This is a genomic window from Pseudomonas sp. (assembly GCF_030698175.1).
Classification (GTDB): Bacteria; Pseudomonadota; Gammaproteobacteria; order Pseudomonadales; family Pseudomonadaceae; genus Aquipseudomonas.
In genome coordinates this window covers 64778-83710 of the sequence record NZ_JAUYNT010000025.1, presented here as the reverse complement: position 1 = coordinate 83710, position 18933 = coordinate 64778, and the positions used below count along the sequence as shown (strand labels likewise).

18 protein-coding genes and 2 pseudogenes are annotated in these 18933 nt (G+C 61.1%); 13 read left to right on the top strand and 7 right to left on the bottom strand.

Features of this window, described 5'->3' with window-relative positions; all coding sequences use genetic code 11:
- The first annotated feature begins 239 nt into the window (after nt 1-239).
- Nucleotides 240-1856, top strand: a complete 1617-nt coding sequence (nadB, locus tag Q8R10_RS13215) for an L-aspartate oxidase (protein ID WP_305654295.1) — start codon at nt 240-242, stop codon at nt 1854-1856.
- Here the strand turns inward: nadB and Q8R10_RS13210 are convergent.
- Both Q8R10_RS13210 and Q8R10_RS13205 read right to left on the bottom strand, forming a co-directional pair.
- On the bottom strand, nt 1825-2277 hold the full coding sequence (locus tag Q8R10_RS13210; RefSeq protein ID WP_305654294.1) for a protein YgfX: 453 nt from the start codon (nt 2275-2277) through the stop codon (nt 1825-1827). The genes nadB and Q8R10_RS13210 overlap by 32 nt on opposite strands.
- A complete protein-coding gene (locus Q8R10_RS13205; protein ID WP_305654293.1) occupies nt 2261-2515 on the bottom strand; it encodes a succinate dehydrogenase assembly factor 2 in 255 nt (84 codons plus the stop codon). The genes Q8R10_RS13210 and Q8R10_RS13205 overlap by 17 nt, the downstream gene beginning before the upstream one ends.
- 286 nt (nt 2516-2801) lie before the next feature.
- Between Q8R10_RS13205 and Q8R10_RS13200 the strand changes: the two genes are divergently transcribed.
- Nucleotides 2802-3788 (top strand): folate-binding protein YgfZ, encoded by a 987-nt coding sequence (locus Q8R10_RS13200; RefSeq protein ID WP_305654292.1) that lies wholly within the window; start codon nt 2802-2804, stop codon nt 3786-3788.
- Between the two features lie 75 nt (nt 3789-3863).
- Nucleotides 3864-4700 carry an HDOD domain-containing protein gene (locus Q8R10_RS13195; protein WP_305654291.1) on the top strand — a complete coding sequence of 279 codons (837 nt, stop codon included), beginning with the start codon at nt 3864-3866 and terminating at the stop codon, nt 4698-4700.
- Between the two features lie 134 nt (nt 4701-4834).
- Here Q8R10_RS13195 and Q8R10_RS13190 read toward each other — a convergent pair.
- The 3 genes and pseudogenes from Q8R10_RS13190 to Q8R10_RS13180 all read right to left on the bottom strand — a co-directional run.
- Nucleotides 4835-4972: pseudogene (locus Q8R10_RS13190) on the bottom strand (uracil-DNA glycosylase); the annotation flags it as partial.
- Nucleotides 4973-5000: 28 nt separating this feature from the next.
- A complete protein-coding gene (locus tag Q8R10_RS13185; protein WP_305654290.1) occupies nt 5001-6386 on the bottom strand; it encodes a sensor histidine kinase in 1386 nt (461 codons plus the stop codon).
- A complete protein-coding gene (locus tag Q8R10_RS13180) occupies nt 6379-7050 on the bottom strand; it encodes a response regulator (RefSeq protein ID WP_305654289.1) in 672 nt (223 codons plus the stop codon). Before Q8R10_RS13180 ends, Q8R10_RS13185 begins: the two co-directional genes overlap by 8 nt.
- 280 nt (nt 7051-7330) lie before the next feature.
- Between Q8R10_RS13180 and Q8R10_RS13175 the strand changes: the two are divergent.
- From Q8R10_RS13175 to Q8R10_RS13155, 5 genes and pseudogenes are all read left to right on the top strand, one after another.
- A pseudogene (locus Q8R10_RS13175) lies at nt 7331-7438 on the top strand (OprD family outer membrane porin); the annotation flags it as partial.
- Between the two features lie 123 nt (nt 7439-7561).
- Complete coding sequence (locus Q8R10_RS13170) at nt 7562-8539, top strand: tripartite tricarboxylate transporter substrate binding protein (RefSeq protein WP_305654288.1); 978 nt, start codon at nt 7562-7564, stop codon at nt 8537-8539.
- Nucleotides 8540-8599: 60 nt separating this feature from the next.
- A complete protein-coding gene (locus Q8R10_RS13165) occupies nt 8600-9058 on the top strand; it encodes a tripartite tricarboxylate transporter TctB family protein (protein WP_305654287.1) in 459 nt (152 codons plus the stop codon).
- A gap of 1 nt (nt 9059) precedes the next feature.
- Nucleotides 9060-10574 carry a tripartite tricarboxylate transporter permease gene (locus tag Q8R10_RS13160; RefSeq protein WP_305654286.1) on the top strand — a complete coding sequence of 505 codons (1515 nt, stop codon included), beginning with the start codon at nt 9060-9062 and terminating at the stop codon, nt 10572-10574.
- Nucleotides 10567-11604 (top strand): AbrB family transcriptional regulator, encoded by a 1038-nt coding sequence (locus Q8R10_RS13155; protein WP_305654285.1) that lies wholly within the window; start codon nt 10567-10569, stop codon nt 11602-11604. Before Q8R10_RS13160 ends, Q8R10_RS13155 begins: the two co-directional genes overlap by 8 nt.
- 49 nt (nt 11605-11653) lie before the next feature.
- Here Q8R10_RS13155 and ung read toward each other — a convergent pair whose 3' ends face one another.
- Nucleotides 11654-12349 carry a uracil-DNA glycosylase gene (gene ung, locus Q8R10_RS13150; protein ID WP_305654284.1) on the bottom strand — a complete coding sequence of 232 codons (696 nt, stop codon included), beginning with the start codon at nt 12347-12349 and terminating at the stop codon, nt 11654-11656.
- A 163-nt stretch (nt 12350-12512) separates the two neighbouring features.
- Between ung and Q8R10_RS13145 the strand changes: the two genes are divergently transcribed.
- Nucleotides 12513-12926 (top strand): PaaI family thioesterase, encoded by a 414-nt coding sequence (locus Q8R10_RS13145; RefSeq protein ID WP_305654283.1) that lies wholly within the window; start codon nt 12513-12515, stop codon nt 12924-12926.
- Nucleotides 12927-13017: 91 nt separating this feature from the next.
- Here Q8R10_RS13145 and Q8R10_RS13140 read toward each other — a convergent pair whose 3' ends face one another.
- Entirely contained in the window at nt 13018-13899 is an 882-nt protein-coding gene (locus tag Q8R10_RS13140) for an AraC family transcriptional regulator (RefSeq protein WP_305654282.1), read from the bottom strand.
- Between the two features lie 130 nt (nt 13900-14029).
- Here Q8R10_RS13140 and Q8R10_RS13135 point away from each other — a divergent pair, with 130 nt between their 5' ends.
- The 4 genes from Q8R10_RS13135 (at nt 14030) to Q8R10_RS13120 (ending at nt 18899) form a co-directional block, all read left to right on the top strand.
- Nucleotides 14030-15523, top strand: a complete 1494-nt coding sequence (locus Q8R10_RS13135) for a CoA-acylating methylmalonate-semialdehyde dehydrogenase (protein WP_305654281.1) — start codon at nt 14030-14032, stop codon at nt 15521-15523.
- A 102-nt stretch (nt 15524-15625) separates the two neighbouring features.
- Complete coding sequence (locus tag Q8R10_RS13130; protein WP_305654280.1) at nt 15626-16789, top strand: isobutyryl-CoA dehydrogenase; 1164 nt, start codon at nt 15626-15628, stop codon at nt 16787-16789.
- 92 nt (nt 16790-16881) lie between these two features.
- Nucleotides 16882-17700 carry an enoyl-CoA hydratase gene (locus tag Q8R10_RS13125; RefSeq protein WP_305654279.1) on the top strand — a complete coding sequence of 273 codons (819 nt, stop codon included), beginning with the start codon at nt 16882-16884 and terminating at the stop codon, nt 17698-17700.
- Nucleotides 17701-17795: 95 nt separating this feature from the next.
- Nucleotides 17796-18899: an enoyl-CoA hydratase/isomerase family protein gene (locus tag Q8R10_RS13120; RefSeq protein ID WP_305654278.1), complete on the top strand. Its 1104-nt coding sequence runs from the start codon at nt 17796-17798 to the stop codon at nt 18897-18899.
- Nucleotides 18900-18933 lie beyond the last annotated feature (34 nt).

Below are 18933 nucleotides of genomic sequence, written 5' to 3'. Positions count from 1 at the left end.
GAATCCTGTCGACACTGCTTGGCACAACACAGCCAAACCCTTGCCCAGCTGCAGCGAGCATCTTATTGCAGTTGAGCAGAAATACCGCAATTCAAAAGCCAACAGATTAATTAACCCACATCCGCTATAACCGCACGCGCCTCTGAGGCGTATTTTGGCAAAAAGTTCAAAACGGCTAGGCGCTACTGCACTGCCTGCCCACTCTATATACTGCGAGACGCTTTTTTGCGGATGTGGACATGAGCCAACAGTATCAACACGACGTTTTAATCATTGGCAGCGGCGCCGCCGGCCTGACACTGGCCCTGACCCTACCCACGCATCTGCGCATCGCCGTGCTGAGCAAGGGCGAGCTGGCCAATGGCTCAACCTACTGGGCGCAAGGCGGGGTTGCTGCGGTGCTGGACGACGCCGACACCGTCGAGTCCCATGTTGCGGACACCCTGAATGCCGGCGGCGGCCTGTGCAGCGAAGCCGCCGTGCGCTTTACCGTGGAGCACAGCCGCGCGGCCATCGATTGGCTGATCGAACAAGGCGTACCCTTTACCCGCGACGATGAAGAACCTCGTGAAGACGGCGGCTTTGAGTTTCACCTGACCCGCGAGGGCGGCCACAGCCATAGACGCATCATCCATGCCGCCGATGCGACGGGGGCAGCAATCTTCAACACGCTGCTGGCTGAGGCGAAAAAACGGCCGAATATCGAGCTACTGGAACAACTCGTCGCCGTCGACCTGATTACCGAACGCAAACTCGGCCTGCCGGGCAAACGCTGCCTCGGCGCCTACGTGCTCAGCCGCCAAACCGGCGAAGTCGACACCTACGGCGCCCGCTTTACCGCCCTGGCCTGTGGTGGCGCCGCCAAGGTTTACCTGTATACCAGCAACCCCGACGGCGCTTGCGGCGACGGCATCGCCATGGCCTGGCGGGCGGGCTGCCGGGTGGGCAATCTGGAGTTCAATCAGTTTCACCCGACCTGCCTGTACCATCCGCAAGCCAAAAGCTTTTTGGTTACCGAAGCTCTGCGCGGTGAAGGTGCACTGCTCAAACTGCCCAATGGCCAGCGTTTTATGCAGCGCTTCGACCCACGCGCCGAACTCGCCCCGCGCGACATAGTCGCCCGCGCCATCGACCATGAGATGAAGCGCTTAGGGATTGACTGCGTCTATCTGGACATCAGCCATAAACCGGCCGAGTTCGTTAAAGCGCACTTCCCCACCGTTTACGAGCGCTGCCTGACCTTTGGTATCGACATCACCACCCAGCAGATCCCGGTGGTACCAGCTGCGCATTACACCTGCGGCGGCGTGCTGGTCGACCAGGCCGGGCGCAGCGATATTCCCGGCCTGTATGCCATCGGTGAAACCAGCTTCACCGGTTTGCATGGGGCGAATCGGATGGCCAGCAACTCGCTGCTGGAATGCTTTGTGTATGCCCGCTCGGCGGCGGCGGATATTTGCCAACAGCTGAGCGACGTTAGCGCGCCACCCACCCTGCCGGGCTGGGACGCCAGTCAGGTGACCGACTCGGATGAGGACGTGATCATTGCGCACAACTGGGACGAGTTGCGGCGCTTTATGTGGGACTACGTCGGCATCGTACGCACCAACAAGCGCCTGCAACGGGCCGAGCACCGCGTGCGTTTATTGCTGGATGAAATCGACGAGTTCTACAGCAACTACAAGGTCAGTCGTGACCTGATCGAGCTGCGTAACCTGGCGCAAGTTGCCGAGTTGATGATCCGCTCCGCCATGCAACGCCGCGAAAGCCGCGGACTGCATTACACCCTCGACTATCCCGAGCAACTGAGCGAGGCCCGCGACACTATTTTAGTGCCGCCCACCTACGCCGACTGAACTTCAGCTGCAGCCGCAAGCGCCGGTGCAGGTCGTGTTTGAGTGCATCGCAGGGGATGCACAGGCCGCGCACCCGGCGCTCACCGGCTAGGCGAAAGTGCAGCACCACCACCAAGGGCAACGCCAGGCTACTGGGCCGCAGTTGCACCGTTTGCCAGCCCACAGCGACATTAAACAACTGCCAGCCGGCCGCATCATGGCGCAAGCCGGTGAACGCCTGGGGCGAGCCGAGCAGAATCTGCCGCGGCAAACACCACGCGGCGTGCAGCAGCACCAACACCCCACCCAATAATTGCGCCCACAGCGGCAGCGCCGCCAACCATAACGCCAACAACGCCAAGCCAAATATCAGCAGATAGCCGGCCAACAGCAAGCGCGAGGCCTGCCAGTGGCATTCGAAGGGTTTACTTGGGTTGGACACGGTCCAAAATCATCTTCACGATCAATTTGAGTTCCGGATCATCCGGCTCATTGCGCTGCATAAACCAGCCAAACATATCCTGGTCTTCACAGGTCAACAGCTGCCGATAGCGCTGCTGATTGACTTCATCCAGGGTTGGAAACACCTCACGAACAAAGGGCACCAACAGCACGTCCAGCTCCAGCATGCCGCGCCGGCTATGCCAAAACAGCCGGTTGAGTTCAGTCGCATCGACCATGCAGCAGTTCCTCGAGAGTAAGCATTAGCTTAAAAACAGAAATACAAACTGTGTGAAAACGTAGCGAGCGAAGGGTAGGCAAGGCAAAAACAAGCGAGGACGCGGAGTTTACGAGTTGTAAATGAGCAGTCCGAGCTTGTTTTTAACGCGGCATAACCGAGCGCAGTAGTTTTCACACAGTTTGAATAGGGCGGCATTATAGCGATGCTAGGCACTTGCCTGCACCCGCTGACAAGCCAGCGGCAGCACTCTATGATGACCACCCTGACTTTATTTTGCGAACCCAATGGCCGACCTCGCGTTTACCGACTTAGTTTCCCCCGATTCGGCGCATACCGACTCTGCGTTCTTCTGCGCCTTGACGCACGAAGGGCTGCTCGCCGTACGCGGCCCTGACGCCAGCAAGTTGCTGCAGGGCCAGCTGACCTGCAACCTCAACTACCTCGATGAGCACAACGCCAGCCTGGGCGCTCGCTGCACCCCGAAAGGGCGGATGCTCTCCAGTTTTCGCATTCTGCAGCAAGCCGACGGCTACCTGTTGGCCATGGCCAGCGAACTGCTGACCGAGCAACTGGCCGAGTTACAAAAATACGCGGTGTTTTCCAAGTCCAAATTAACCGACGCAAGCGCCCTTTGGGTGCGCTTCGGCCTGCAAGGGGGCGACGCCGTGCTGGCCAGCCTTGGCCTGCAACTGGCCGAGGCCTGCGACAGCCTCGCCCGTCACGGCGAACTGTTGGCCGTACGCCTGAGCGATGGCCGCAGCGAGCTCTGGGCGCCCAGCGCCAGTGCCGAGCAGCTGCATAAGCAACTGGCCGCGCAGTTGCCGCAGGCACCGCTCAATAGCTGGCTACTGGCGCAAGTCCGGGCCGGCATCGGTCAAGTCTTCGGTGCCAGCCGTGAAGCTTTTATTCCGCAAATGATCAATTTGCAGGCCCTCGGCGGCGTCAGCTTCAAAAAAGGCTGTTACACCGGCCAGGAAATCGTCGCGCGCATGCAGTACCTTGGCAAGCTAAAGCGCCGCCTGTACCGCCTAAGCCTTAGCGGCAATCACATCCCCGACGTCGCCACGCCACTGTTTTCACCAGTCCACGCCAGCAGCGTGGGTGAAGTGGTGCTGGCAGCCCAGGCCGGCGAGAGTGTTGAACTCTTAGCCGTGCTGCAAGAAGATGCGCTCAACGATGGCCGTATTTATCTGGGCAGCCTCGAAGGCGACGCACTGCAGCGCTTGGAGCTACCCTATAAGCTAGATTCTGATCGCGAGATTCAGCGCTGAGCCTGACCACTACACTGCTGACTATTACCCTGATACGGCGACCCGCTTCACAGCCCGCCAGCAAAGAGAGCCTTGATGAGCAAACTTGCCGACAAAGTCCAACAGGACCTGATCCAGGCCATCGAAAACGACGACCTGGTACTGCCCACCCTGCCGGAGGTAGCGCTAAAAGTCCGCGAAGCCGCCGAAGACCCAAATATCAGCACCCTGCAGCTGAGCCGAGTGATTGGCAATGATGCGGCCCTGACAGCGCGCATCATCAAGGTGGTCAACAGCCCCTTGCTGCGCACCAGCAAGGAAATTACCGACCTGCAGATGGCCGTCAACCGCCTCGGCATCAACTACACCTGTAACCTGGCCATCGGCTTGGCGATGGAGCAAATGTTCCAGGCCACCTCCGATGTAGTCGACCGTAAAATGCGCGAGATATGGACTAAAAGCACCGAGATCGCCGGCATCTGCCACGTCCTGTGTAAGCAGTTCACCCGTCTGATGCCGGATCAAGCGACCCTCGCCGGGCTGGTCCATCAGATTGGCGCGCTGCCGATCCTGGCCTATGCCGAAGAGCACAACGACCTGCTCGCCGACTCCATCAGCCTCAACCATGTGATCGAGCAGATTCACCCGATCATCGGCGACAAGATTCTGCGCACCTGGGCATTTCCCGAGCAACTGGCCATCATCCCCAGCCAGTACCTGGACTTCACCCGCGACTCGGCCAAGGTCGACTATGTCGACATCGTGCAGGTCGCCACCCTGCAGAGCTACATCGGCACCGAGCACCCTTACACCAAGCTGGACTGGAGCCAGATCCCGGCCTTCGCCAAGCTAGGCCTGGACCCCAGCAAAGACATGCACGAGGACGAAGACCTCTCGGCCGCCATGGAAGCGGCTATGGGCATGTTGCAGTAAGCAGTTGCAGGGTGGGTTTCAGCCCACCGGCTCTAAACGCAGGCTTCTTGGTGGGCTAAAGCCCACCCTGATACGCGCGAACACTCATCGCTGGCGACTACGCCCAGCCAAAGCGAAGCACAGACAAGCGCGGATTAAAGTGCCGGCAAGCGCCAATCGATAACCGCCTGACCGTTCGGCTGGAGAAACTTATTGGTACGGCTGAAATGGCCGTTACCGATAAAGCCGCGCTAGGCCGACAGCGGCGACGGATGCAGCGACTTTAGAGTCAGATATTTGCTGGCAGCGAGCAGCGCCTATCTACCCGGCGATAAAACTTACCCGAACCTTCAACCCCGCCTGCGCACCATCGTGCAGGCTGATCTGCGCCAAATGGGCGCGGCAGATTTCACCGACAATCGCTAGGCCCAATCCTGAACCGACGCCCTGCTGGTTACTCCGGTAAAAACGCTCAAAGACCCGATCACGCTCCGCCTGTGCAATCCCCGGCCCGTCATCTTCTACTTCCAGTACTGCGGGCACTGTGACGCGCAAGATCACATTGCCGCCCGGCGGTGTATGGGCCAGCGCGTTATCCACCAGATTACTCAACAACTCATTGAGTAGCGTCGGCTCGCCCCGCAACCACACGGGCTCATCCGCCTCCAAGGCCAAAGCAACGCCCCGGGCGTGAGCCAGCGGCGCCATGGCCATGCCTAACTCGCGGGCCAGCTGGCTGAGGTCAAGCAACTGCGCAGCACCCTCGGCAATCGCCCGGGCACCGTTTTCGATACGGGCCAGCGAGAGCAGTTGATTGGCAAGGTGCGTCAGACGATCCGTGCCCTGAGCGGCGCTTTCCAGTGTGGCGTGCCAGGTTTCAGGCTCCGTAGCACGCAGGCCCAACTCAAGCCGCGCCTTTAACGCGGCCAGCGGCGTACGCAGCTCATGGGCCGCATCGGCAATGAACTGCGCTTGACGCTCGGACTGCCCGCGCAAGCGCTCGGTAAAGTGATTGAGTGCGCGCACCAACGGCCACAACTCAAGCTGCACTTCCACCAGCGGCAAGGCACGTAAATCATCCGGCTGACGCTCTTCCACTGCGCTGCGCAAACGCTCCAGCGGGCGTAAGGCTGCGCTGACCGCAAACCACACCAGCAGCAACGCGCCGATCGCCAGCATACCCATCCGCAATAAGGTATCGGTCATCAGACTACGAGCCATGCGGACTCGCGCCTCGTCGGTTTCCGCCACGCGGATTTCCGCCATGCCGTTCATATTGGGCTCACTGACAGGCTTGAGCAGGCTCACCACCCGGACGTTTTGCCCTTGGTATTGGGCATTGTAGAAACGCGCCAGCGCCGGATAATCATCGGTGCGCGGCGTACCTGACGGTGGCCCTGGCAGGTTTTCGTAACCGGAAATCAGCTTCTGATGAATGTCGTTGACCTGATAATAAATCCGCCCGGAGCTGTCATAGGCGAAGGTGTCGAGGGCGACATAGGGCACGTCGGCACTGAGCCCGCCGTCGCGCTGGGAGAGGCCGGCGGCAATGGTGCGTGCCGAGGCCAGCAAGGTCCGATCATAAGCCGTGTCGGCGGCTTCTCGACCGTTCCAATAAGCGCTCAAACCGCTGGCGAGCATCAACACCACCAGCAACAGCGCAAGGTTCCACAGCAACCGCCAACGCAGGCTGCTGGGCTTATGCATCGCGGGTTTCCAGCAGGTAGCCAAGCCCGCGGAAGGTCACGATGGCCACCGGCTGACCATCGAGTTTCTTGCGCAAGCGATGGACGTAGATTTCGATAGCGTCGGGACTGGCCTCTTCGTCCAGCCCAAACACCTGCGCAGCCAGCTGTTCCTTGCTCATCACCCGGCCGGGCCGGGCAATCAGCGCTTCGAGAACCGCCTGCTCGCGGGAGGTCAGGGCCAACAGATCATCGCCCAAGGTAAAGCGCCGCGTGTCCAGGTCATAGACCAAGACACCGCAACGCTGCTGGCGCTCGCCACCCAGCACGCTGCGGCGCAGCAATGCCTTGATCCGCGCTTCAAGCTCGGTGAGTTCAAAGGGTTTGGCCAGGTAATCGTCGGCACCGAGGTTGAGCCCATGAACCCGATCCTTGACGTCGCTGCGGGCAGTCAACATCAACACCGGCAGGCTTTTGCCGCGCGCGCGCAATCGCGCCAGCAGCTCAAAACCGTCCATCCGCGGCAGGCCCACATCAAGGATCGCCACCGCGTACTCCTCACTGCTCAGAGCCAGGTCGGCGGCCACGCCATCGTGCAGCACATCGACGGTCAGACCAATGCTTTTCAGCGCCTGGGCAATACTTGCGGCTAGCTGCAGATGGTCTTCGACAAGCAGAACACGCATGGATCACTACCTCACTCAGGAACGCTCAACGCCATTCTTTGGCCCGGAGTTTACAGCCGCATCCGCCGCTGTGAAGTCTGAAAACAGTGAAAGCCTGCTGAAAGGTTGGCGAAAGGTTGGCCCGTTAGAGTCCAGCCACGGACAGTTTCGACTGCCGTGATTACTGAAAAGTAATTACCGAAAAACGCCTGGAGCGTTTTCGCCAATAACAACAATAACCGAGTACTTCAGCATGCTGCCCATGCCCCCTCAGCCTTGCCCGCCGGTTGGTTTTCCCCGCATCGGGGGCAAACTCAACTCCAGCCCGGATCGTACTGGCAACGGCCTATTACCGAGTCACGATGACGGACGTGCCGCTGACCAATACTCCACGCTTGGCCTGACCGGCGATGAAGTGCGTCTGTTGGAAAGTTACAGCCTTGCCCTTGGGTAATTGATTCGACCGCCAAGGGCGAAAGATCACCGCCTGCGGCAGTTCCTGCACACAAAACAAAAAACTGTGGAGACGACAATGAAATTATCACTGCGAAAATTCGCCCTGGCCGCCAGCTGCATGCTCTTTACCGGCCAATTGCTCGCTGAGCCGAAACGCCCGGAATGTATTGCCCCCGCCTCGCCGGGCGGTGGTTTCGACCTAACCTGCAAACTGGCGCAAAGCGCGCTGGTCAACGAAAAACTGCTGAGCAAACCGATGCGGGTGACCTACATGCCCGGCGGTGTCGGCGCGGTGGCTTACAACGCGGTGGTCGCTCAGCGACCGGCCGACGCCGGCACACTGGTCGCCTGGTCCAGCGGCTCGTTGCTGAATCTGGCCCAAGGCAAGTTCGGCCGCTTCGATGAAAACGCCGTGCGTTGGCTGGCAGCGGTCGGCACCAGCTATGGCGCCATCGCAGTAAAAAGTGATTCGCCCTACAAGAACCTCGACGACCTGGTCCAGGCGCTGAAGAAGGATCCGAGCAAAGTGGTGATCGGCTCCGGTGGCACTGTCGGCAGCCAGGACTGGATGCAGACCGCACTGATCGCCAAGGCCGCCGGGATCAACCCGCGCGACCTGCGCTATGTCGCCCTCGAAGGCGGCGGTGAAATCGCCACGGCCCTGCTCGGCGGTCACATCCAGGTCGGCAGTACCGACATCTCCGACTCCATGCCACATATCCAGAGCGGTGACATGCGCCTGCTGGCGGTGTTTGCCGAGAAGCGCCTGGACGAGCCGGAAATGAAAGACATTCCGACCGCCAAGGAACAGGGCTATGACATCGTCTGGCCGGTGGTACGTGGTTTCTACCTCGGGCCAAAGGTTAGCGACGAAGACTACGCCTGGTGGAAAACCGCCTTCGACAAACTGCTGGCCTCGGAAGACTTCGTCAAGCTGCGCGATCAGCGTGAACTGTTCCCGTTCGCCATGACCGGGCCGGAGCTGGACAGCTACGTGAAACAGCAGGTAGCGGACTACAAGATACTGGCCAAAGAGTTCGGCCTGATTCAGTAATCGCCTCTATCTAGCGCGGTTGCGCGGCTGTTCAGCAGCGGCGCGGCCTTGGAGTTTGCCATGCTCTTACAACGTATTTTCGCAGCGGCCCTGCTACTGGTCTGCATTGGCCTGGCGCTGATGGCCTGGCCTTATCAGGCCGCGTTTTCCTACGAACCGGTCGGCCCACGCGCCTTCCCGTTGTTGATGCTCGGTTTGATGGACGCGGCACTGCTGTACATGGTGTGGCGTCCTACCGCCATTCAACACAGCGACGACGAGCCACCACTGGACCGCGAAACCCTGGCCAAAATCGGCATCTGCGTGGTGCTGTTGCTGGTATTCGCCGGCACCTTCGAACCGCTCGGATTTGTTGTTTCCAGCATCTTGGTCGGCATTCCGATGGCGCGTCTGTACGGCGGACGCTGGTTACCCAGCGTGGTGATTATCAGCTTGATGAGTATCGGTCTGTACCTGCTGTTTGATCGGGTAATGGACGTGCCACTGCCGTTGGGTCTGCTCGACATTCTGGAGAATTGATATGGATACCCTGAATTATCTTAGCCAGGGCTTTGGCGTTGCCTTAACACCGTACAACCTGGTCACTGCATTGTGCGGCACCCTGATCGGCACCGTGGTCGGCCTGTTGCCAGGCCTGGGGCCGATCAACGGCGTGGCGCTGTTGATCCCGATTGCCTTCGCCCTCGGCCTGCCGCCGGAGTCGGCACTGATTCTGTTGGCGGCGGTTTATCTGGGCTGCGAATACGGCGGGCGAATCAGCTCGATTCTGCTGAACATTCCAGGCGAAGCGTCCACGGTAATGACCACCCTCGACGGCTACCCGATGGCCCGTCAGGGCATGGCGGGCGTGGCGCTGTCGTTGTCGGCCTGGAGCTCGTTCATCGGCGCGTTCATCGCCACCTGCGGCATGGTCTTGTTCGCTCCGCTGCTGGCCAAATGGGCCATCGCTTTCGGACCGGCAGAGTACTTCGTGCTGATGGTCTTCGCGATTGTCTGCCTGGGTGGCATGGCCGGTGATCGACCGCTGAAAACCTTTATTGCGGCATTGATCGGCCTGTTTCTGTCGTGCGTCGGGATTGATGCCAACAGCGGCGTGTACCGCTTCACCGGGGACAACATCCACCTCACTGACGGCATTCAGTTTGTGGTGCTGGTATTGGGTCTGTTCTCCATCAGCGAGATCCTTCTGCTGCTGGAAAAAACCCATCACGGCCAAGAAGCCTTCAAAGCCACCGGGCGGATGATGTTCAACGTCAAAGAAGCCGCCGCAGTGTTCTGGGTAAACATTCGTTGCGGCGTGCTGGGGTTCATCATGGGCGTGTTGCCGGGTGCCGGTGCGACTCTGGCCAGCGCCGTCGCGTACATGACCGAGAAACGCCTGGCGGGTGCCAGCGGCACCTTCGGCCAAGGCGACAAACGTGGTCTTGCCGCACCGGAAACTGCCATTGGTGGTGCGGCCTGCGGTGCGTTGGTGCCAATGCTGACCCTTGGCGTGCCGGGTTCCGGCACCACGGCGGTGATGATCGGCGCGCTGTCGCTGTACAACATCACCCCGGGTCCGCTGTTGTTCCAACAGCAGCCGGACATCGTCTGGGGCCTGATCGCTTCGTTGTTCGTCGCCAACGTCATGCTGGTGATCCTCAACATCCCGATGATCCGCATCTTCACCCGGATCCTCGCGGTACCGAACTGGGCACTGGTACCGGTGATCGCGATCATTACCGGGATCGGCGTTTACGCCGTGCATGCCACCACCTTCGATCTGTTCCTGATGATCGGCATCGGCATCTTCGGTTACATCCTGCGCAAGATGGACTTCCCATTGTCGCCGGTTCTGCTGGGTTTCATCCTCGGCGGTTTGATGGAGCAAAACCTGCGGCGTGCGCTGTCGATATCCGACGGTGCGCTGCAGATCCTCTGGTCCAGCCCGATCACCCTCGGTTGCTGGGTACTGACCGGCATCATGCTGCTGATGCCGATCCTGCGCATCTGGCGCAAACGCAGCGTTACCCGGTACGCCATCGCCGATGTCTGATCGGCCGTGCAAAACCTGGTGGGGAACAGCGCTGGTCGGTCTGCTGGGCGGCTACCTCGCCAGCCAGATCGGCTGGCCACTGCCGTGGATGGTCGGCTCGTTACTGGCGACCATTCTGGTGCGCTGCCTGAGCCCTTGGCAGTTGACGCAAATCCCTGGCGGACGCAAGTGCGGCCAGTGGATCATAGGTATCGGCATAGGCCTGCACTTCAGCCCGCAAGTGCTCGAGCAGGTCATCAGCCACTTCAGCCTGATCTTCTGCGGCGCGCTGCTCACCAGCCTCTCGGCGGTGGTCGGCGTCTGGCTACTGCGGCGTACCGGGGAGGATCGCGCCACCGCGTTTTTCTCCAGCATGCCGGGCGGTGCCAGTGAAATGATCAACCTTGGCGCCCGCAATGGTGCCGTGCTCAGTCGCGTCGCGGCGGGGCAAAGTCTTCGGGTGTTGGTGGTGGTGCTCAGCGTGCCGGCCGCCTTCCAATACCTGCTCGGTACAAGCGCGCCGGTACTGCACGCGGCCAACGTCGATTGGCGTTGGCTGACGCTGCTGTTCCCTGCGGGCGCCCTGCTCGCCTGGGTCTGGCAGCGTTTGCGGCAACCCAATCCCTGGCTGTTCGGCCCGTTACTGGTGAGTGCGGCCGCCAGCACCAGCTGGGACCTGCACATCGGTTTGCCGGATGGGGGCAGCCAGATCGGTCAATGGCTGATTGGCAGCAGCCTGGGCTGCCACTTCAATCGACAGTTTTTTCGCCACGCACCGTCATTCATGGGTCGCAGCCTGTTTGGCACGCTACTGACCATCTTGATCGCGGCCCTGGCGGCATTGGGTCTGAGCGCCCTGACCCAGCTGGATCTGCGCTCACTGACATTGGGCATGATGCCCGGCGGTATTGCGGAAATGAGCCTGACCGCCGAAACCCTGCAACTGTCGGTGCCCTTGGTAACAGCGATGCAGGTGATACGGCTGCTGTTTGTGCTGTTTCTGGCGGAGCCGTTGTTCCGGTATTGGAACCGGCAGCCAGAGCAGTCCTGATCCAACGCCCTGTGGCGAGGGAGCAAGCTGCTTCATTTTCTGCGCCGTTTCAAACCGCCGGCAAACGCCAATCGATGGCCGTCTGGCCGTTTTGCTGGAGGAATTTATTGGTGCGGCTGAAATGGCCGTTACCGATAAAGCCGCGATAGGCCGACAGCGGCGATGGATGCACCGATTTCAACACCAGATGCTTGGTGGCATCGATCAGCTTCTCCTTACCCTGCGCATGAGCGCCCCAGAGCAAAAACACCAGGTGCTCGCGGCGCGCACTGACCTCTTCAATCACCCGATCCGTGAAGTGCTGCCAACCCACCTTGGCATGCGCGCCGGCATTCGCCTGCTCCACCGTCAGCGCGGTATTGAGCAGTAACACGCCCTGCTCGGCCCAATGCTGCAAGCAGCCATGCTGGGCTATATCGATATTCAGGTCGCGCTTTAACTCTTTATAAATATTCAGCAAGGACGGCGGCGTCGGCATCCCCGGCTGCACCGAGAAGCACAGGCCATGGGCTTGGCCCGCACCGTGATAAGGATCTTGGCCAAGAATCACCACCTTTACCTGCGCCAGCGGGGTGAGGTTCAGCGCATTAAAAATCAGCGGCCCAGGGGGGAATATCACCTTACCGGCAGCCTTCTCACCGCGCAAAAACTCACCCAGCTCGCGCATATAGGGCTGCTCGAATTCCTCGCGCAATGCTTCCTTCCAGCCGGGTTCCAGTTTGATTCGATCCACCTCAGCGCTCATCGCCAACCTCACCGCCCACACCCAAAGAAGGCCGCACGCTAGACAAGCGCCCCGGGCAAGTCAAGGTGAAGACTGATAGACCGCCATCATGGCGCTGGATGCAGATTGCCACGCACCAGGGGCCAGTCGAGACTGCCGGTACCAGCCCAAAGGAGTAGCCCCCATGGACAGTCCCACCGGTATCAGCCGCGAACGCTTGGAACAGGCCTTAGAGCATTCGGCCTTCGCTAAATTACTCGGCGCCGAACTGCTCGACTTCGCCCCCGGCAAGGTCAGCCTGCAATTGCACAGCCGCCCCGAACTCTGCCAGCACCACGGCTACACCCACGGCGCGGTAGTTGGCTTTATGATCGACAGCGGTTGCGCCTGGGCTGCCGCATCCTTGGTTGGCGACGTGGTCACCAGCGAATACAAGATCAACCTGCTGGCCCCCGCCATCGGCGAAAAGCTGATCTGCCGCAGCGAGGTCATCAAAGCCGGCAAGCGCCAAGCGGTATGCCGCGCCGATGTATTTGCCGTCAACGATGGTCAGGAGAAAATCATCGCCACCGGCTTGGCGACCATTGCCCGGGTGTAAACCCCACGCAACACCGTTGTAGGAGGGGCTTTAGCCGCGACCCCTGAGTCAAAGCATCGCGGCTAAAGCCCCTCCCACAGAGATCACCCTATCAGCCCTGGTGCAGCGCCCGGTAATGACTGGGCGCCATGCCGACCACTTGGCGAAACAGCCGCGAGAAGTAATACACGTCCTCATAGCCCAACTGCTGCGCCACCTGGGCTATGCCCTGACTGCCCTCGTCGAGCAGCCGGCAGGCGTGGGCCATTTTCAGTTGGATAAAATCCTCAATCGGCGCCCGGCCACTGACCGCCCGGTAGGTCTTGGCAAAGTGAAAACGTGACAATTTGAACTGCGCGGCCAGCTGATCGAGGTTCAAGCTGCCGTGCAAATGGGCGCGCATCACCGCCTGCACCGCCTCGACATCCAGCACCCGCCCGGACTTGAGCTTGGCCCGCGCCGGCAACACCGCCAACGAGGTGAGAATCGCCTGCAACTGCTGCGCGGCATGCACGAAGTGCGGCAGGCTCAAGCCTTGCTTATGCACCGCCAGCAAAGCGTCAAAGTCCGCCAGCAAGCGCGGCTGCAGGCCGATATGCTGCAACGGCGTCTTGGCCAGCGGGCGCAAAAACTCCGTCACCAGCTCGCCGTCAAAATGCACCCAGTGCAAGGTCCACGGCCGCTGGCTGTCCGCCCCGTAACTGTGGGCCAGCTGCTTGGGCAGCAGCAACAGATCGCCGCCGCCCACCGCCAAGCGCTCATCGCCCAGCTGCACCCAGCCACAGCCCGCGCGGCAATAAATCAGCAGGTGATCGTCCGGCGTGGCGCGCTGCATCTGATGGCCGCGGGCCTCGGGATAAAAGCCCATGGCCAGCGGGTAGCAGCCCTTGGTCAGCGGATGACTGGCCAGCACCCGGCGCAGCCGCGGCGGGGTAATAAAGCGCAGACCGTTAGCCGGCAACGGCCAACCAGACGTCTCGACCCAATCATTCATAAGGCGTTTACCACTCGAGACTAATGCCAAGATCGTCCATCTAAAGACCAAGATCGTCAATCCACAGCTCAAGCATTGCGCGCTATAAAACCTGCAGACGCGCAAAACCTGTCAGCCACTGGAGCACAAGATGAGCAAAATAGTTCTGCAACTGATCGATGGCCAGTGGCGCGAGAGCCACTCCAAAGAGCTGATCGAAGTGACAGATCCGGCCACCCAGCAAGTGCTGGCGCTGGCGCCCAAGGCCACCCATGAAGAGATCGAAATGGCGATTGCCAGCGCCAAGCTGGCCTTTCTCAGCTGGCGCGAAGTGCCGGTGTCGGAGCGCGCGCGTTTGATGTTGCGTTATCAGCATCTGCTCAAAGAACACCACGACGAGCTGGCCGAGATTCTCGCCCAGGAAACCGGCAAGACCTTCGCCGACGCCAAGGGCGACGTCTGGCGCGGCATCGAGGTGGTCGAGCAGGCCGCCAATATCGCCAGCCTGATGATGGGCGAGACGGTCGAGAACGTCGCCCGCGGCATCGACACCGCCAGCTGGATTCAACCCCTGGGCGTGTGCACCGGGATCACCCCGTTCAACTTCCCGGCGATGATTCCCCTGTGGATGTTTCCGCTGGCCATCGCTGCCGGCAACACCTTTATCCTCAAACCCTCCGAGCAAGACCCGCTAACGCCCAATCGCCTGGCCGAGCTGTTTATCGAAGCCGGCGCCCCCAAAGGTGTGCTGCAAGTGCTGCACGGCGGCCGCGAACAGGTCGACACCTTGCTCACCCACCCGGACATCCGCGCCATCTCCTTCGTCGGCTCGGTGCCGGTCGGCCAGCATATTTATCGCACCGGCACCGCCCACCTGAAGCGCGTGCAAGCCTTCGCCGGGGCCAAGAACCACATGGTGATCATGCCCGACGCCAACAAGGAGCAGGTGCTCAGCAACCTGGTCGGCGCCAGTTGTGGGGCGGCCGGGCAGCGCTGCATGGCGATCAGCGTGGCGGTGTTTGTCGGCGCGTCAAAAGACTGGATCCCCGAACTGCAGGCGCAACTGGCCGAGCTGCAACCCGGCTACTGGAACGACCCGCACGCCGCCTACGGCCCGCTGATCAGCCAGCACGCCAAGCAGCGGGTGCAACGCCTGATCAGTGAGGGCAAGGCCGAAGGCGCCGAGTGCCTGCTGGATGGCTCGCACTGCACGGTGCCCGGCTACCCGAACGGCAACTGGCTGGGGCCAACCCTGTTTCGCGCAGTGACGACCAAAATGGGCCTGTACCGCGAAGAAATCTTCGGCCCGGTGCTGGTCTGCATGGAGGTCGACAGCCTGGAGGAGGCCATCTTGCTGGTGAATGCCAGCCCGTACGGCAATGGCACCTCGATCTTCACCAGTTCCGGCGGCGCCGCCCGCCACTATCAGCACGAAGTGGAAGTCGGCCAGGTCGGCATCAACGTGCCGGTGCCGGTGCCGCTGCCGTTCTTCTCCTTCACCGGCTGGAAAGGCTCGTTCTACGGCGACCTGCACGCCTACGGTAAACAAGGCGTACGCTTCTACACCGAGACCAAAACCGTCACCAGCCGCTGGTTTGATGACAGTGCCGTGGTCGGCCCGAATATGACCATTCACCTTAAATAACTGGGGCTATGGAAAGTGGGGAGTAGGAAGTGGGGAGTAGGAGCGCATCCAACCCACTTCCCACTCTCTACTTCCCACTTCCCACTCATCGAGTAACAGCCCATGGATTTTGACCTAAGCGAAGAACAACGCCTGCTGGTGGACAGCGCCCGGGCCTTTGCCGCCCATGAACTGACCCCGCACGCGGCCGACTGGGACCGTGACCATCACTTCCCGGTGGAGGTGATTCGCCGCGCCGCCGAGCAGGGCTACCTGGCCCTGTATATCAAGGAAGAAGACGGTGGCCTGGGGCTTTCGCGGCTGTCCGCCTCCTTGATTTTCGAACAGTTGTCGGCCGGTTGCGTGGCCACCACGGCGTTTCTGACCATCCACAACATGGCCTCGTGGATGCTCGCCAGCTTCGGCGACCAAGCCTTGAAAGATGCCTGGCTGCCACGCCTGACAAGCGGCGAACTGCTGGCCTCCTACTGCCTGACCGAGCCGGATGCCGGCTCGGATGCCGCCAACCTGCGCACCCGGGCCAAACGCGACGGCGACGACTATGTGCTGGATGGCAGCAAGTGCTTTATCTCCGGGGCCGGCTCAACCGAAGTGCTGATCGTCATGGCCCGCACCGGCGGCGACGGCGCCAAAGGCATCTCGTGCTTTTTGGTGCCAGCCGATGCCGAGGGCGTCAGCTACGGTCGCAACGAATTGAAAATGGGCTGGCGCGCCCAGCCGACCCGCTCAATCAGCTTCAGCAATGTGCGCATCCCGGCCGGCAACCGCATCGGTCCCGAAGGTCAGGGCTTCGTCTATGCCATGCAAGGTCTGGATGGCGGCCGCCTGAATATCGCCAGTTGCTCACTGGGCGCGGCGCAAGCGGCGCTGGAGCAATCGCTGCGTTACGTAGAGGAGCGCAAGCAATTCGGCAAGCCCCTGGCCGAGTTCCAGGCGCTGCAATTCAAGCTGGCCGACATGCTCACCGCCCTCACCGCCAGCCGGCAGATGGTCCGACTGGCCGCCCACAAACTCGACCATAAACACCCGCAGGCCAGCCTGTATTGCGCCATGGGCAAACGCTTTGCCACCGACCAGTGTTTCGAGCTGTGCAACGACGCCCTGCAACTGCACGGAGGCTACGGTTATTTGAATGATTACCCGCTGGAGCGCTGGGTGCGCGACAGCCGCGTGCACCAGATACTCGAAGGCACCAACGAAATCATGCGAGTGATTATCGCCCGCCGGCTGCTGGCCCAAGACGGCATGCTCGAACAGCTACTCTAAATTCGTAGGGCGGGCTTTAGCCCACCAGCGCGCCTGATCGGTGGGCTAAAGCCCACCCTACCCGTTTATTTGCGCGATAAAGGATGCAGTCCATGAGCAACCAAGTAGAAGCCTACCAAAGCCACCCGTTCGATCTGACCCACAAGCTGACGGTGGAAAAACACGGCCACACCGCGCTGGTGACCATCAACAATCCGCCGGCCAACACCTGGGATCGCGACTCGCTAATTGGCCTCAAGCAGCTTGTAGAGCATCTAAATCGGGATGACGCTATCTACGCCTTGGTGCTTACCGGCCAGGGCGCTAAGTTTTTTAGCGCCGGCGCCGACCTGAAATTATTTGCCGATGGCGACAAGGCCCGCGCCCGGGAAATGGCCCGCCGTTTTGGCGAGGCCTTCGAGGCGCTGCGCGATTTTCGCGGCGTGTCGATTGCCGCCATCAACGGCTACGCCATGGGTGGCGGGCTGGAATGCGCGCTGGCCTGCGATATCCGCATCGCCGAGCGCCATGCGCAGCTGGCCCTGCCAGAAGCCACTGTAGGGCTGCTGCCCTGCGCCGGCGGCACCCAGGCGCTGTCTTGGTTGGTTGGCGAGGGCTGGGCGAAACGCATGATCCTCTGTGGCGAACGCCTGGACGCCGACACGGCCTTGCGCATCGGCCTGGTCGAGCAGGTGGTCGACAACGGTGAGGCCCGTGGCCATGCCCTGCTGCTGGCGGCCAAAGTGGCCAAGCAAAGTCCAGTGGCGGTGCGCACCATTAAGCCGCTGATTCAGGGCGCCCGCGAACGCGCACCCAATACCTGGCTGGCGGCCGAGCGCGAAAGCTTTGTCGATCTGTTTGATGCCGACGATACCCGCGAGGGCGTGAATGCCTTTCTGGAGAAACGCGAACCGCAATGGCGTAACAAATAACCCAAAATTTCGCAGGGTGGGCAACCGCGAAGCGTTGCCCAGCAAATGGATGGCGCTGCAGCCATTCACCAAAACCCCACAGGCTGGAAACAACCATGAACGTGCAATTCGAAGAACGGCATTGCCAACACGGCGCCCACATCGGCGTCGCCACCCTGGATGCCACGGCCAGTCTCAACGCCCTGACGCTGCCGATGATCGAGGCCCTGAGCGCCAAGCTCACGGCCTGGGCCACGGACCCAAGCATCGTCTGCGTGGTGCTGCGCGGCAATGGCGAGAAAGCCTTCTGCGCCGGCGGTGACGTGCTCGATCTGGTCACGGCCTGCCGCGAACAACCGGGCCAAGTACCCGATTTGGCGCGACGCTTTTTTGCCGACGAGTACCGTCTCGACCACCTGATTCACCGCTATCCCAAGCCGCTGATTTGCTGGGCCCACGGCTATGTGATGGGCGGCGGCATGGGCCTGATGCAAGGCGCCGGGGTGCGCATCGTCACGCCATCCAGTCGCCTGGCCATGCCGGAAATCAGCATCGGTCTGTACCCGGATGTCGGCGGCAGTTGGTTTCTCACCCGCCTGCCGGGCAAGCTGGGTTTGTTCCTCGGCCTGACCGGCGCCCATATCAATGGCCGCGATTCACTGGACCTCGACCTGGCCGATCGCCTGCTGCTCGACGAGCAGCAGGATGAGCTAATCGCCGGCCTGCAGCAGCTCAACTGGCAGGAGCAATCGGAACTGCAACTCAACAGCTTGCTCAAGGCCCTGGAGCAGCAAGCCATAGCCCAACAGCCAGCGGCGCAATGGCTGCCACGCCGCACCAAGCTCGACGCCCTGTTGGATGTCAGCGACCTGCCGAGCGCCTGGCACGCCATCAGTAGCCTGCTCGATGACCAAGACCCGCTCTTAGCCCGTGCAGCTCGGACCATGAGCAACGGCTGCCCACTGACCGCGCATTTGGTCTGGGAGCAAATCCGCCGCGCCAAGTACCTGTCGCTGGCCCAGGTGTTTCAGATGGAATACGCCATCAGCCTGAACTGCTGCCGCCACCCCGAGTTCGCCGAAGGCGTGCGTGCCCGCCTGATCGACAAAGACCAAACCCCGCACTGGCACTGGCCCGACGTGGCGACGATTTCCCCCGCCGAAATCGACGCGCACTTCCAACCTGCCTGGGAAGGCGAACACCCGCTGGCGGATTTGTAATTTCGTAGATTCGTAGGGTGGGTTAGGCGCATGC